The following is a 14,665-nucleotide window of genomic DNA, read 5'->3' on the forward strand; positions in this document are numbered from 1 at the left end:
TTGTGTGCGACAAGACAGACCCCCCAGTTCCGGGTTCTACGGAGCTACTAACCTAAAAAGTACTAGTCCGAAATCTGTGGGTAATGAATAGCCAGCCCTTTCAACGCGAACATCCGAACTAGCTTGTAATGGCGTAAACCCGTTACTAAATCGATCGATATTAGTGAATTACTTTGGTTTTGGTGCGTTACGCTGATGCGATAACACACCCTACGAGCGATCTATTTTTAACTAGTAGACTATTGTAATGGAGTTAAATCTAAATACTCGCCGATCGAGTCTGCCAATTTATCGAAAATTTCCTCTCGTTGGCTGGCATAGTCTGGGACATCAGTAGTAATCGGCGATAAATCACGACGCGATCGAATTTGGTTCAACCAGTTTCTGCGCCAGCTCCCGTTATCGAAAATACCATGTAAATATGTGCCCCAAAGCGTTTGGCGACAATCGACGATTCCGAGCATTTCATCGCTAAATAATTGCTCGTATTCGCTGCTATTAGCGCGCTCCGGGTGCCATTGGGTGGTGCCTTGATGGATTTCGTAGCCAGCGATCGACACGCCTGGAACGGGATAATTGGAGTTAGTAGTGCGTTGGCGGGTAGTTTTGGTCTCGGTAATGGTGGTTTGCAGTGGAAAGAGATTCAATCCGGAATGTTCGCCAGGAATTCCTTCAATTCCACTAGGATCGGCTAGGGTAGTACCGAGCATTTGGAAACCGCCACAAATACCCATGACGGTACCACCGCTGGCGAGGTAATTGGGGAGTGTCGCGGCGATGCCCGTCTGTTGGAGCCATTGCAGATCGGCGATCGTGGTTTTGGAGCCGGGTAAAATAATGGCGTCGCAGTTATTTAGCTCGTCTTTAGTCGTAATATATTTAAGATTCACAGTCGGTTCGGCATCGAGCGGATCGAAATCGGTAAAGTTAGAAATGCGGGGGAATCTAACGACACCAATTGTCAAATCTGCATTCGGCTTACGCGATCGCCGCTCCAACAAATCTAACGAATCTTCGGCAGGAAATACCTGGTCTAACATGGGAATCACGCCAATAACTGGAATCCCCGTCCGTTCTTCTAACCAGGTAATTCCCGATTCCAAGAGCGATCGTTGTCCGCGAAATTTATTGATGACAAATCCTTTAATTAAGGCGCGTTCTTCCGGTTCTAATAATTCTAAAGTACCGACAATATGCGCGAACACACCACCCCGATCGATATCGGCAACCAAGACAGTATTAGCTTGTAAATAACTCGCCACTCGCATATTAGTTAAGTCGCGATGTTTGAGATTGATTTCTGCCGGACTACCCGCACCTTCACAGACAATATAATCGAATTCGGTGGCTAATTTATCCAAACAACTAGTTATCGCCGCCCAACCGCGATCGAAATAATCGCGATAATAATCCGCCGCCTGCACTCTCCCCACAGCGGTACCCATCAAAATAACTTGAGAAGTCATATCGCCCTGTGGTTTGAGTAAGATCGGATTCATCTCAACTCGCGGCTCGATTTTGGCCGCCCATGCTTGCACGGCTTGAGCGTGACCCATTTCTTTACCATCGGCGGTAATATAGGCATTCAAAGCCATATTTTGCCCCTTAAACGGGGTGACTTTCCAGTTTTGGCGGACGAGGAGGCGACAGATTGCGGCAGTAATCAGCGATTTTCCGGCGTGGGAGGTGGTACCCACAACCATGATGGATTTAGTCATTTCGATTGCGGATTGCGGATTGCGGATTGCGATCGAATGGGAACGAATGGAAACGAAGATCGTTTAGTTATTGTACGCATATATCGATCGCCTGTCAGTTCGAGCCAGATAAATCGATCGCCTTCCACCACGACCCCTGTTAATATCGAGTCAACCCTACTCGAAATCTTCAACGATCGTCAGCTCGATCTCTTTGGTGACAACCAGGGCAGATTGTTAAGCTAGAAACACTGATAAATATTCAACCTAAATTAGTAACTATAACTTAACTATCAATTATCAATTATCAATTATCAATTATCAATTAACTTACATGTCATCGAGAAACTCTCTGTGGGCGGCACTTATTGGGTTAGCGGCTACTATTCCGACGAGTGGGACGATTGCCATTGCTAAAAGTTCGGTGGAAATCGGCCAGACAGTTGCGCCGAGCGCGCTCCAAATCGCACAAGTTAAGGAACAAAGTTCGAGCGATTACTTTGCAGCGGGGTTAAAGAAATACAAAAAAGGAGACGTTCAGGGGGCATTAGCAGAGTTTAACCAAGCGATTAAACTCAATCCCAATTATGCGATCGCTTACTATGCACGTGGATTTGTTGCAGCGGACAAGCTACAGGATATTCAAGGTGCATTAGCAGACTTCAATCGCGCGATCGAACTCGATCCCAATAGACCTGTCCGAAATATAATCTAGGGGCAAAAAAGATGGTAGAACAGTATTTTACGGTTCTACCGAACATGAAAAATCCATTACATTATATCCATAAATATCCAGACCGGACAAGAAAAATATTAGGAATTAGCGCAGAGCAATTTGAAGCATTGTTGAGACAGGCAAAAAGCGAAGCGGATAAATTAGAGTGGGAACAAGAACAAAAAAAGAATAGGATTAATAAAAAAGGAGGAGGAAGACCAAAAATACTCACCAGATCGGAAGAAGTATGCTTGTGCATATTTTATTTAAGGAATCTGCCAACATTTGAAGTATTAGGAATGCAGTTTAATGTTTCAAAAACAGAAGCAAATGACACATTTAATTACTGGTTGAAAATTATCAGAAAAATCTTGCCATCTAGCTTGATAGAACAGTTCAAAAAAGACGAGAAAGAATTAGAGATAATCAAGCAAATGTTGACGGAGCAAGAGTTAATCGTAGATAGCTGGGAACAAGCCAGAGAGAGACCAGAAGACAATCAAGAGCAGAAAAAATATTATTCGGGCAAGAAAAAGCAACATACCTTCAAAGGGCAAGTAATTACATTACCGTTAGGAAAAGATGTAATAGACTTGGAGGTAGGTAAGCAAGGTAAAGCTAGCGATATTAATCTATTTAGAGAGCAGCAGCAGAAATTTGAAAGCAATCAAAAATTCACAGGAGACAAAGGATATCAAGGAGGGACAAACATCAAGACCCCTCAGAAGAAGCCGAAAGGAAAAGAGTTAACAGAATCTCAAAAATCAGAGAATAAAGTGGTATCTAGTGAAAGAATATATGTCGAGCACATGATTCGCCTCTTCAAGATATTTAGGATTGCCAAGGAAAGATTTCGGATGAATAGTGACAAATACGAGCAAATAATTTTAACGGTTTGTGGATTAGTTAGATTAAGAATAGGCGCATTAATTTTACCAACTTCATGAAGATTGTGAAACTAGTAAATACAACAAGATACATTTGGATAATTAATGGTTAGTTTCTAATCGTAATTAGCCAAGAGCCTATAATCTTCGTTAAATTACGTGCAATACATCGCAGACTAGGTATTGGCTAAAAGCCATGCCTATACTGCAATACAAATTTTCGGACAGGTCTAATAATGCAGTCGTTTTCTGTGCCAGAGCCGTGCTCAAGCACGAACATCTCAATGACTCCACAGGTGAAATTAGCGATCTACAAACCTGCGCCAAACTGTACCAAGAACAAGGACGCACTCAAGAATATCAAGCCGCGATCGATTTGATTAAGAAATGGCAGCAATAGGGAGGGTATTAGGCTTTAGGCTTTAGGCTTTAGGTTTTAGGCTTTAGGTTTTAGGCTTTAGGCTTTAGGTTCTAGGTTCTAGGTTTTAGGCTTTAGGTTTTAGGAGATAGGATACGCACTGATTACCCATTACCCATTACCCATCCACCCATCCACTCATCCACCCATCCACCCATCCACTCATCCACTCATCCACCCATCCACTCATCCACTCATCCACCCATCCACCCATCCACTCATCCACCCATCCACCCATCCACTCATCCACCCATCTACTCCCTTCACCACGGTTGCCAAGACTTCTCAACGATCTCTAACTCGCCTGTTTTGACGTCCGCGTGCCAATGGGTGCGATCGTCTTCGCGCCAGCAGCGCAACTCAATGACAGCATTACCGACAGTCAATTGGCGCAGGGTGATATCTGGCAACCATGTTGGTAATTCTGGATCGATGTACAGTCGTCCATTAGGGGCGTCGGCTTGGAGTCCGAGCATCGCTTGGAGTAAATGAAAGATCGAACCCGCTGCCCAGGCTTGGGGAACGTTTGCCTGCGCGTATTGCACGGGAAATGCGCCTTTTTGTTGCGTAATCCCGGCGTAGACTTCGGGGAGACGGTAGTTCTCGAAATAACTAGCGGCTTCGGAAATGCCCCGCGCGATTTTGGCAGTCGCATCTACAGAACCGTAACGTTTGCAGCCGAGGGCAATAATGCCGTTATCGTGCGCCCAAATCGAGCCGAGATGGTAAGAGTGGGGATTAAAACTGAGGTGATCGGCAGATATGGTGCGAATACCCCATCCGCTCCACAGATCGTCTGCCATCAATCGATCGATAACCCGCGCCGCCCGTTCTGGACTGACAATACCGCTCCACAAGCAGTGTCCGGGATTGGAGACGATCGATTTGACGGGTTGTTTATCAGCATCGAGTGCGTAGGCGTAGAAACCTAGTTCCTCGCACCAGAACTGCTCCTCAAACTGCGCTTGCAACATCTTGGCTTTGTGTTTGAGTTCGATCGCGCGATCTGGCTCGCCGAGGGCGATAAAGACTTCTGCCATTCGCATCCAGGCATCGAATACGTACCCCTGAAGCTCGCATAGGGCGATCGGAGCTTTGACTTGCGAACCATCTGGATAGACGATCGCATCGCCTGAGTCTTTCCACCCTTGATTGTAAATACCCTGTGGAGAGCTGGCTTTGAACTCTTGCAAGCCATCGCCATCGAGATCGCCATAGCGATCGATCCAATCCAAGCAGCGGAGCGCGACATCGCGATATTCATGCAACAAGCCCATGTTGCCAGTCCATTTCCAGGTTTCATGGAGCAAGATGAGGTAGAGTGGGGTTGCGTCGGCGGTACCGTAATAAGGCGTGTGCGGAATGCGGTTGAAGTGTGCCAGTTCGCCAGTGCGGAGTTCGTGCGGCATCTTACCGGGTTGGGCATCGCGCCAGTCGTCGATTTCTGTGGCTTGGTATTGGGCGAGGTTCTTGAGGGTACCCAGGGCAAAATTGGGGCGTCCTAACATGCACTGAAGGCTGGCAATTAGGCTATCGCGACCAAAGATCGTCACGAACCAGGGGACGCCCGCCGCTGGTACCCAAGTATCGGACGGTAATGTCGGATCGTAGAGCCGTAACGCACCCATGTCTTCGACAGATTGCCGATAAAGTCGATAGACTTCTTCTTGTGCGGTGGTTACTTGCGTGGCATTGTCAAACCATTGCTGGTGCAATGCTTCAGCTTCTGGTGCCATCTCGTAACACTCGGTGGGAAACATGCTGGTGTTCGATCGCTCGGTATCTGCTTCGGGATAGGCACCATCCGAACTCAAAATGTAGTAGCAGCAGGTATGCCAAGATTCTCTGGCTGCTAATTCCACCAAAAAGGTAATGCGCCCATTGGCAAATCGCGCTGGGGAAGAGGCATTGCGAACTCGATAGAGAAAGCGACGCTGAAAATCGCGATTGATGTAAGTAGTGTTTAATTCGCCATTTTCTTCGTTCCAACTCGTATTGATGTGTCCGCGCCGAATGTAGTGATGCGACTTAACCTCAAAGATATCGGCAAAATCCGATCGCAGGGCAATTTCGAGATTGAATTTGACTGGCTTCAACCCGTGATTGGTAATATCGATATCTTCGTGAATGCCATCACCCGCCACCCGGCTCAATACCATTTCTAGCGTGCCTTGGGGAATCGTGCTGTCTTCGGTTTCGATCTTCGGATTGGTGAGATAAACACGCGCGGTTGAGTAGCTAGTCGTACTCGAATTGAGCCGCGTCCATGGTTGACCGTTGGCGAAAATTCCATAATAGCTGACAAATCGGGTATCGTCAGCAAACACCCCAAATTCCCCCTCAGTCATAATTTGGCCATCTTCTTGCGTCACCATAAAGGTGTTTCCTTGATTGATGGTTAAGACAGGCGGGCCGACGTTTACCAGAAAAGGCATAAGCTAGATTCCATCAGCTAGAAGATTGCGGCTAAACTTAATTAAAAATTTAGAAGGCTAGATCTTCAGGCTAACGTGAATTTAAAATGATAAAATCTGTCTTTACATAGACAGGCGGGAATGCCCGAAATGGTCATTTAGTGCGAACATTCGCTCGCCATGTAGACTCGATCTCAAGTATTGGGCGCGAATGTGACGATTTAGACCGATCGATCCGATTGGGGGTTGGGCTTTGCTGACATGATATTCGAGCGTTGTGACTCGATCGCACCCACACTAATAAAATTGGCAAGTCTTACGATCGAGATTGCGCTTCATTGTGCCTGTACTCACGATACAACCGTAAGCCAAATTTACCCGCTGGGGTGGCTTGAGCCTTGCGAATATCGGATTGCATCTGGGCGGGTAAAGACTCTAGCTCGGCGGGTTTAATGTGGTGTTCTGGGGGCTGAAGTATCGGTGCGGCGAGGGCGGCAAATGTCAGATCGATTGCCGAAAACTTGTCGCCTAATAAATATTTACGTCCATCGGCTAGCAAGCCATCGACTCGATCGAATACAATTTCGATTTCTCGATAGGATTCGGCACCGGATGTCTCGGTAATATCGTAAGTCGATCGCACGATCTTGCCTACTCTGGGAAAGATCGCGGGAAACAATAACTTTTCCCAAAAGGGTACGCCCAAAGTCCAACGTGGATAGAGTAATTGGGGTGAAAGGATATAAGAATATCCCCAACGGCGGGTATGTACGCCTAATTTAAGATTGAATAAGTTTTCTAGCTCTAGAGTGAGTACTTGTAAGTTGGGATCGATCGGATATAACTTTTCGGGATACAGTCTGTCCAAATATCTCAAAATATCTGTAGAATCAATCGCCGCACCCGTATCTGTTATCAAAACAGGAACGCTCGTGCCACCATATTTTTTAGTCGCATTCCGATGAAATGGCGGCATATGCGCCATTTCTCGATAGGGAACTGCTAAGTAGTCTAGTGCCCACCGTGCTTTCTCGCTGTAATGGCTCACGGGAATCGTAATCAGTCGAAAGTTATTTGGCAGCATGAGCTAGGGAATATAATCCGATCTGTCTTTATAACAAACCACGATACCGGATAAACAGCAACATTACCGCCCACGAACCCAAGGCAACTTTAATGGCGACAAGCACATTTAGGAGGGGGATAAACCCACCGCTAATTAATGCACCTAACTCGCCATGGGGCAATTCTACGCCAGAGAGATTAATTGCCGCGATGATAATGAAAGCGATCGCGGAGATTTTTTCCCAAGTGGCGGCGTGCCAACGCTGGTAGAGTCGATCCATATCTTCGGTAGAGGAGGTAATTGCCACTAAGCCGATGGCGGTACCACCAGCCACACCTGCGGCAAAACCACCACCAGGGCTGAGATGTCCGCGAATGGCTAGTTCGATACTCACTAGTGCGGCAATTGTCGCTCCCAATCTGGCTAAAACGATCGAGGGGGAATCGGTAAATTGGTAAACTGTGGTGGCAGGTTGTTCGGTAGAGAGTAAGTATTTGACTCCTAAAATGGAGATCGTAAATACGACGACTTCAAAGATCGTGTCGTAGAGTCGATTTCTGAGGATGATTCCCGATACGGCATTGGGGATACCAGTCTCGCGGACGATCGTTTCGACGATCGTTACTTGTGACAAGTCTGGGAGTGCATTGGAAGTCAGCAGAATTTTCACTCCCAAGGCGATACCTGCTAGTAGATAAATCCATCTCATTGCTGTGGCTCCGCGATCGTCAGTGTACTGGCTAAGGGGTTGAGGTAGGTGAGGTTGGTGTCCGAGGGGAGTTGTGGGTGCATCATGTCATAAAGACTGGAAATTCTGGTCGCGATCTCGACTGGTGGGGGGGTAGAATCTTCGATATGAGCGGGATTTAGGGCGATCGTGGTGTGGATGTCTCGATCGAGCAATGCTTGGCGCAAAGTCGGCAAATCTTGGTATGGAACTAGTTCGAGTCGGAGATAATGTTTGCTAAAAATTGTGCGGAGATCGTCGATATATCGTTGGCGGAGCCTCTCCAGGGGAGAATCGAGTGTAGTTTCATCACTCAAGATGCCTAGCCGCACTACCATTGAAGAGCGTACCGCGATCGCATACAGGGAAATCGATAATAAGGTGCCCATCAAAGCTTCGGTTAAAGCCACATCCGCTGCGCCCAGAATTGAGTAGATAAGGGCAGCAATGGCACCGAGAATGCCGCGTAAAATTAGGGCATTATATGGATTGGATTGAAGTACCAACATTAGCGCAGCGATCGGGAGCAGAGCCACGATTGCATAGATATAAGGATCTGTCATGACTCCTCCTGACTACTCGTACAATAAGCTAATACATACCCCAACATCGTGTTCCACATTGCCAAGGAGAGAATCGCGAGTATCAGTAACTGCCATTCACTAGGCAGTTTCAGCAACAATCCAAACAAGATCGCCATCGAGCCGAGGGTATCTGCTACCGATAGACTGTGTAACTTAAATAATACAGTTCGCTTGCCGAGTAGCGGTATCGTCCCCCAAAACCAGAAGACAATCCCCACCCCAATACAGAAATAACCGAGAATGTCAATCATTTGTTATCCATCCGTTTGAGTAAATGTGCCAACAGCATAAATCCAGCATTGCCCACGCTCAAAACGATCGCACCAACTACACCAATCATCCAATCATCCCGGAGGACGGATACAACCAAGATAATAATCGATGCCTTAGTAGAGACGCTGGTTAATGCCAACATTTTTTGCCAAACATCATTAGATTTCCAAGCTGCATAGATCGGAATTAACATCGCCACAATCATCAGCATCAAGATGAAATTCAAGATTGAATTCATAACTTTCTTCTCCGTTTGACTCGATGAACTTCATAGCCACCATCTTGGTTGTATTTATAAACAATCGTTTTGGGGGTAAAAGTAATTAAGAAAATATCTAAAAACACTAGCCCAGAAGATCGATTTGGTGGTACTATTTCGATTTCGACATCTTCAGCCTGATGGGGACGGAAAATCATTTCGATCGCTTCGATATAGGCGATCGGAATTGCCATCACAATTTTACCTAGTACCTGTAGCCACTCCCTCAATGTGCCGATCGAGCTTTGAGTGTGGGGTAAGATTAGCGAAATAACAATCCCGATCGCGATATTTTCGGGACTCAGATCGGATGTGAGTAGCAGCCAAATAGTGAGTCGGAGAATGATATTTAGATAACCACTCATACAAATGTCGCCCAAAATAGTAAAATCGATACCAACGTCATCACGCCAATCAGATCGTCAAATTGCTCAAAAATGCGGGGTAACTTTAGTGGAGTTCGCTTGAATATCGCTAGGTAAGCCAACCAGCCCGTCGCAATTATTGCGATCGCCTTAATGGTATTTTTAACATCATAAGCCTCAAAATAGACAATATTTGCTACAAATAGTGTGCCAAGTAACAAACCGATTGCCAACCAAAAGCCCTGCTTGATTGGTTTAGTATTTACCCCTGGTTGTTGTGGTAAGAAGATAAATTTAGCAAACGCAATTGCCGTCCCTACCATCACCACATTCATCACGATTTCTTGCCACGGCAAGAGATTTTTCATCGTCAATACCTTCGCCCCAAACCCAGATAGTAAGGGGAATCCCGAAATTGAGAATCCGGCAATTACAAATAAAAGCCACAGCGTGCGATCGATTGGTTGCTGCTGTAATTCCTTAAAATTGCGACTCGGTAAAGCTCCCGCCAGCATGAATAATGCCGATTTCACCAAGCCATGCGTTAGGGCATAAAATCCGCTCGCTTCAGGAGCCGCTAGCATAAAACCCAATTGGGAAAGGGTGCTCGATGCCAACATCCGTTTGGTGTCCTTCTCAAAAATTGCATAGGAAACGCCTAAAATCGCCGTCCCAACCCCAAAAACTCGAATAATGGGATCGATCTCATCTAAAATTAGCGCACAGCGTACCAGCGGATATACCCCCGCTTTCACCACAATCCCCGACAACATCGCCGAAACTGGCGTTTCTGACTCTGAGTGCGTCAGCGGTAGCCATAAGCCAGAGACAAACACCCCACCCTTAGTCAGCAGCCCCATAAAGATCAACGCGAGTGCTTCCGGCGGCGCGCCGCGCAAACCTGCAAAGGTAAAGGAATGATGCGCTTTATAGACTAGCACCGCGCCGACTAAATAAAACAACATCGCCACATTGCTGACGAGCAGATACCGCAACGCCACCCAAATCGATCGATCCGTGCGTGGATAGGCGATTAACAGTGCCGCAGCAATGCCACTTACCTCCAAGGCTACATACAAACTGACAAAATCGGTGCAGGCAAAGGCTGCATTCAAACTGCCATGCAGGATGATTAATTGCCCATAAAAAAACGCTACTTTTTCAGTTTGCCAACAGTAAAGAATTACCGCCGCAGTAACGAGAGCATTGGTGAGAATAAAATAACCGCTGAGTGAATCGATTACTAAAGTCACCCCGAAATTATCGAGTAATAGCAGCTCGATCGACGATCGAGAAGTTAAGATCTGCAATGCATATCCCGCCGAACCGAGCGCGGCTAACATTGCAATCTGGCGATCGAGTTTTGGTAGTATAAAAATCAGAAATCCCGCCACGAATGGGAGGGCGATCCAAGCGATCGAGATGGTATTCATGGACTATTCTCCTTCTCGATTTCACGGGTATTTAAGGTGGGACTATCCTTTGCCAATTTCATCGCCCCAACTAACATTAACGCCTGAATCGAAAACCCAATTACGATCGCAGTTAAGATTACCGATTGAGGAACTGGATCGGCATAAGTACCATTATTTGTGGCATTGCCGGAAATTGGCGTAAATAAACCACCTCGCGCCGCAATCAGCACGTAGTAGGCAATTACCCCCGTACTCATCACATCCATCGCGAAAACTTTCATCACCAAATTTTGTTTAAAAATGATAGCAAAAAATCCGCATAATATCGTTGCTAATGTAAATGCTTCTAATAACACGATTTTTCAATAATTGATAATTGCGGATGCGCGAAAAGTCGGGTTCCCTGATGGTTTAGCGACCCAAATCACGCGGAGGGAATCTCCGCATGTGTTTGGGTCAGCGATTCGTGTAACTCCTAAGGAGTGGCTGCGCCAACGGCGGGTTTCCCGCCGGGATAGCGAATCAAGACAAGACAGCGCACCAAGTAGATAATTTATAATTATCTCTTTCTAAAAAACAGATAATTGCAATTATATCTAAAGTTATAAGTAAGTACCTAAAACTATCGGTAGAGACGCTCTTAGTTTGCCCCTACCGACTTTTTTAGACCTAAATACCGCTCTATTTAATGAGAATTTCCACTATATAAAAATTCGAGCGCGCGGTTGCGTAACTCGTAATAGCGAGGATCTTCGAGAATTTGTTCGCGATCGCGCGGACGCTCGAAGGGAATATCTAAAATTTCACCAATGCCAGCCGCTGGGCCTTCTGTCATCATGATTAACCGATCGGCCAGGAATAAACATTCATCGATATCGTGAGTTACCATCAGTACCGTACAGCCAAATTCGCGGACGATTTCCGAAACTTCTTCCTGCATTTCTTCTTTAGTAATTGCATCTAAAGCACCGAAAGGTTCGTCTAAAATTAAGACTTCAGGACGCAGACAAAAAGCTCGCGCGATCGCCACGCGCTGACGCATCCCACCGGATAATTGGGGTGGAGTTTTATCCATTGCTTCTCCCAAGCCCACCATTGTCAGGTTATCGCGGACGATCCGATCTTTTTCCGATTTCGACTTGTTGGGATGGACGGAATCTAACCCAAAATAGACATTTTCATAAGCTGTCATCCACGGCATCAACGAGTAGTTCTGAAACACCACCATCCGATCTGGCCCTGGCTTGGTAATTGGCTTACCATTCATGGTGACTTGCCCTTCGTTTGGTGTAGCAAATCCCGAAACTGTATTTAATAAAGTAGATTTACCGCAACCAGAGTGACCGATAATGCAGACGAATTCACCTTGTTTGACAGTAAGATTGATATCCTTAATTACGACATTCAGTCCCGCTCTGGCAGGATACGTTTTAGTGACTTTTTGAAAGCTGAGAAAATCTTGCTTGGTATTTGGTAATCTTCCCGACAGAGGTGCAGAAATAGCAGTCATAGGATTTAGGATTTACGCTAGTTGATAATAAACATTTATCGTCCAGGCATCGGCAAGTAAATCGGGGAGTAAGGCGATTGGGCTGGTTAAATTAGAATGAAAATTTGCACTGACGATCGACTCAAACGGCAGATTCAGGCTGCTGGTAATTATGAGTGAAAATCTTCTTTAACAAGCACACGCGCTCTCTCATCTTATTACGAGTTGGGCATAAACTTGCCCAAATTGTGCCGCTGGTATAATCGATTAGAGAGAATTTAAAAGTCAGAGCCTACTGTGGCAGGGGGAAAATATCTAGATACTTTCCCCAGGCCCTATTAGTGAATTTCCGCGAGAGTGATATCGCGTTTGATTTCGAGATTGTTGAGATAGCGAATCGGATCTTCAGCATCGAAAGTAGTACCATCGACGAGTTGAATCGAACCGCGACTGTAGGAAATCTCAGTCATTCCCAATTCCCGCGCTGCGGTACTAAATACCCCCACCCGACAGGTGTTTTCGAGTACCTCTACCCAGTTGCGAGGGAAGGGTACATCGCCCCACCGCGCCATCTCGACCATATGCCAGAGATGTTCGGTACGACTGGGACGATTGACCCCATCGCCGAAAAAGACATGGTGAGCGACCGATTCGACCCCAGGGACGATATCATTGGGGCCACCCAGATGGATAAAATCTAGATTGGTACCGATATATTCCTTGCGAGCTAAAATTTTGCGAATTTCTTCGGCATTAGCAGGATCGGCACAGTAGCGACAAGCGTCTAAAAGTGCCTTATTCAGGGCGATAAAGGTATTGGGGAAGGCAGTTGCCCAATCTTGGCGACAACCTAAGACTTTGCCGGGATGACCGCTCCAGATATCGATATCGCGAGCGACGGTAAAGCCAATTCCTTCGATTTCGGCGCGCAGGTTCCACGGATCGCCGACGCAAAAACCGTCGATCGTGCCGTTTTTGAGATCCACCACCATTTGGGCGGGTGGAATTTGTTTTAGGTGTAACTCGCGATCGGGATCGATCCCCGCACTTGCCAGCCAATAACGCAGCAGCAGGTTGTGCATGGAGGAAGGATGCACTACACCCATCCGGTGAGGTTCGTTGGGGGTGGCACGGATCGCTTCGCGGAAATCGGCGAGGGTTTTGACACCAAGTTTCTTAAATTTCTTATCGAGGGTAATGGCATTACCATTACGACTGATAGTTAGAGAACTAACTACAGGCGTACTTTGACCGCCCGCACCGCCGAGGGTAATCCACAGGGGCATTCCCGACGGCATGGCGGCTGCATCGACATAACCGCCGATCAATCCATCGACAACGCCGCGCCAACTCGATTCTCTGACCAAGGAGGCTTGTTCTAGACCGTGTTTGACAAAGAAGCCTTTTTCTTTGGCAATAATCATCGGCGCGCACGCAGTTAATGGTACGAAGCCGAGTTGCAAATTGACTTTTTCTAACCCGTGGGCGGCCACATTTTGAACTTTCTGCGCCCGCATTTTTTTAACTTGTTTCTGCTGGTTGAGAAAGTAAATAATTTCGCTGCGCAGTTGATAGTAACTCGGATGTTTGACCGCTTCTAAACGTTTGCGCGGACGGGGCAAATCGACTTCTAAAATCGAGCCAATTTTGGAAGCTGGGCCATTGGTGAGCATCACCACTCGATCGCTCATCAACACGGCTTCATCGACTTCGTGAGTCACCATCAATGCCGAAATTTCGTTATCTTCGCAAATTTTAACGAGCTGTTCTTGCAAGTTACCCCGCGTTAGGGCATCGAGTACGCCGAAGGGTTCGTCTAATAATAATAAACGCGGTTGCACGGCTAGAGCGCGGGCGATCGCGACGCGTTGGCGCATCCCACCCGACATTTCTCCAGGATATTTGTCAATTTCTTTAGAAAGTCCGACGACATTGACATAATGTTCGATGATTTCTTTCCGTTCTTGAGCGGTTTTTTCGGTCAGAACTTCATCGACTGCAAAAGCGACGTTTTCCCTCACTGTCAACCAAGGTAAGAGTGAATAGTTTTGGAAAACAACAATTCGATCGGGGCCAGGTTTGGTAATGGTTAATCCTTCTAATGCGACTGTTCCTTCTGTCGCTAAATCCAATCCGGCAATCATATTGAGCAGGGTGGATTTGCCACAGCCGGAGTGACCGATGAGGGAAATAAATTCACCGCGTCTGATTTGGAGATCGATGCCGCGTAGGGCGATATATTCGCGCCCACCGCCGAGCGGGAAGGTTTTTCCCGCATCTTTAATATTGACTAATTCGGCTGTTGACATGGCAGTTTATGAATTTTGGATTATTAATAGTCGCTATCGATATTGGG

General features: G+C 46.6%; 16 protein-coding genes. 3 read left to right on the forward strand and 13 right to left on the reverse strand.

All coding sequences use genetic code 11. The annotated features are described in order from the left end of the window. Nucleotides 1–239: 239 nt before the first annotated feature. Nucleotides 240–1,718 carry a cobyric acid synthase CobQ gene (cobQ, locus tag C7B77_RS09875; protein WP_106303530.1) on the reverse strand — a complete coding sequence of 493 codons (1,479 nt, stop codon included), beginning with the start codon at nt 1,716–1,718 and terminating at the stop codon, nt 240–242. Nucleotides 1,719–2,031: 313 nt separating this feature from the next. On the opposite strand from cobQ, the gene C7B77_RS09880 reads away from it, so the two are divergent. The 3 genes from C7B77_RS09880 (at nt 2,032) to C7B77_RS09890 (ending at nt 3,699) form a co-directional block, all read left to right on the forward strand. Next, on the forward strand, nt 2,032–2,412 hold the full coding sequence (locus C7B77_RS09880) for a tetratricopeptide repeat protein (protein WP_106303533.1): 381 nt from the start codon (nt 2,032–2,034) through the stop codon (nt 2,410–2,412). A 44-nt stretch (nt 2,413–2,456) separates the two neighbouring features. Continuing rightward, a complete protein-coding gene (locus C7B77_RS09885; RefSeq protein ID WP_106303569.1) occupies nt 2,457–3,359 on the forward strand; it encodes a transposase family protein in 903 nt (300 codons plus the stop codon). Nucleotides 3,360–3,495: 136 nt separating this feature from the next. Beyond that, the gene (locus C7B77_RS09890) at nt 3,496–3,699 is read left to right on the forward strand and encodes a hypothetical protein (RefSeq protein WP_106303536.1); all 204 of its coding nucleotides are present in this window, start codon (nt 3,496–3,498) and stop codon (nt 3,697–3,699) included. A 136-nt stretch (nt 3,700–3,835) separates the two neighbouring features. On the opposite strand, the gene C7B77_RS29840 is transcribed toward C7B77_RS09890, so the two are convergent. The 12 genes from C7B77_RS29840 to C7B77_RS09945 form a co-directional block, all read right to left on the reverse strand. Beyond that, the gene (locus C7B77_RS29840) at nt 3,836–4,006 is read right to left on the reverse strand and encodes a hypothetical protein (RefSeq protein ID WP_181243796.1); all 171 of its coding nucleotides are present in this window, start codon (nt 4,004–4,006) and stop codon (nt 3,836–3,838) included. Beyond that, nucleotides 3,981–6,152 carry an amylo-alpha-1,6-glucosidase gene (locus tag C7B77_RS09895; RefSeq protein ID WP_106303539.1) on the reverse strand — a complete coding sequence of 724 codons (2,172 nt, stop codon included), beginning with the start codon at nt 6,150–6,152 and terminating at the stop codon, nt 3,981–3,983. Before C7B77_RS09895 ends, C7B77_RS29840 begins: the two co-directional genes overlap by 26 nt. A 295-nt stretch (nt 6,153–6,447) precedes the next feature. Then, nucleotides 6,448–7,215: a glutathione S-transferase gene (locus C7B77_RS09900; RefSeq protein ID WP_106303542.1), complete on the reverse strand. Its 768-nt coding sequence runs from the start codon at nt 7,213–7,215 to the stop codon at nt 6,448–6,450. A 28-nt stretch (nt 7,216–7,243) separates the two neighbouring features. Continuing rightward, nucleotides 7,244–7,906, reverse strand: a complete 663-nt coding sequence (locus C7B77_RS09905; protein ID WP_106303545.1) for a Na(+)/H(+) antiporter subunit B — start codon at nt 7,904–7,906, stop codon at nt 7,244–7,246. Further along, complete coding sequence (locus C7B77_RS09910; RefSeq protein ID WP_106303548.1) at nt 7,903–8,487, reverse strand: DUF4040 domain-containing protein; 585 nt, start codon at nt 8,485–8,487, stop codon at nt 7,903–7,905. The genes C7B77_RS09905 and C7B77_RS09910 overlap by 4 nt, the downstream gene beginning before the upstream one ends. Then, nucleotides 8,484–8,759 (reverse strand): monovalent cation/H(+) antiporter subunit G, encoded by a 276-nt coding sequence (locus tag C7B77_RS09915; RefSeq protein ID WP_106303551.1) that lies wholly within the window; start codon nt 8,757–8,759, stop codon nt 8,484–8,486. The genes C7B77_RS09910 and C7B77_RS09915 overlap by 4 nt, the downstream gene beginning before the upstream one ends. After that, nucleotides 8,756–9,019, reverse strand: a complete 264-nt coding sequence (locus tag C7B77_RS09920; RefSeq protein ID WP_181243794.1) for a hypothetical protein — start codon at nt 9,017–9,019, stop codon at nt 8,756–8,758. Before C7B77_RS09920 ends, C7B77_RS09915 begins: the two co-directional genes overlap by 4 nt. Beyond that, nucleotides 9,016–9,405, reverse strand: coding sequence for a Na+/H+ antiporter subunit E (locus C7B77_RS09925; RefSeq protein ID WP_106303554.1), 390 nt, complete (start codon nt 9,403–9,405; stop codon nt 9,016–9,018). Before C7B77_RS09925 ends, C7B77_RS09920 begins: the two co-directional genes overlap by 4 nt. After that, nucleotides 9,402–10,838: a cation:proton antiporter gene (locus C7B77_RS09930; RefSeq protein WP_106303557.1), complete on the reverse strand. Its 1,437-nt coding sequence runs from the start codon at nt 10,836–10,838 to the stop codon at nt 9,402–9,404. Before C7B77_RS09930 ends, C7B77_RS09925 begins: the two co-directional genes overlap by 4 nt. Next, entirely contained in the window at nt 10,835–11,176 is a 342-nt protein-coding gene (locus C7B77_RS09935; RefSeq protein ID WP_106303560.1) for a cation:proton antiporter subunit C, read from the reverse strand. Before C7B77_RS09935 ends, C7B77_RS09930 begins: the two co-directional genes overlap by 4 nt. Nucleotides 11,177–11,505: 329 nt before the next feature. Then, on the reverse strand, nt 11,506–12,330 hold the full coding sequence (locus C7B77_RS09940) for an ABC transporter ATP-binding protein (RefSeq protein WP_106303563.1): 825 nt from the start codon (nt 12,328–12,330) through the stop codon (nt 11,506–11,508). A gap of 317 nt (nt 12,331–12,647) precedes the next feature. Further along, nucleotides 12,648–14,618, reverse strand: coding sequence for an ABC transporter ATP-binding/substrate-binding protein (locus C7B77_RS09945; protein ID WP_106303566.1), 1,971 nt, complete (start codon nt 14,616–14,618; stop codon nt 12,648–12,650). Between the last annotated feature and the right edge of the window lie 47 nt (nt 14,619–14,665).

The organism is Chamaesiphon polymorphus CCALA 037, assembly GCF_003003845.1.
Lineage (GTDB): Bacteria > Cyanobacteriota > Cyanobacteriia > Cyanobacteriales > Chamaesiphonaceae > Chamaesiphon > Chamaesiphon polymorphus.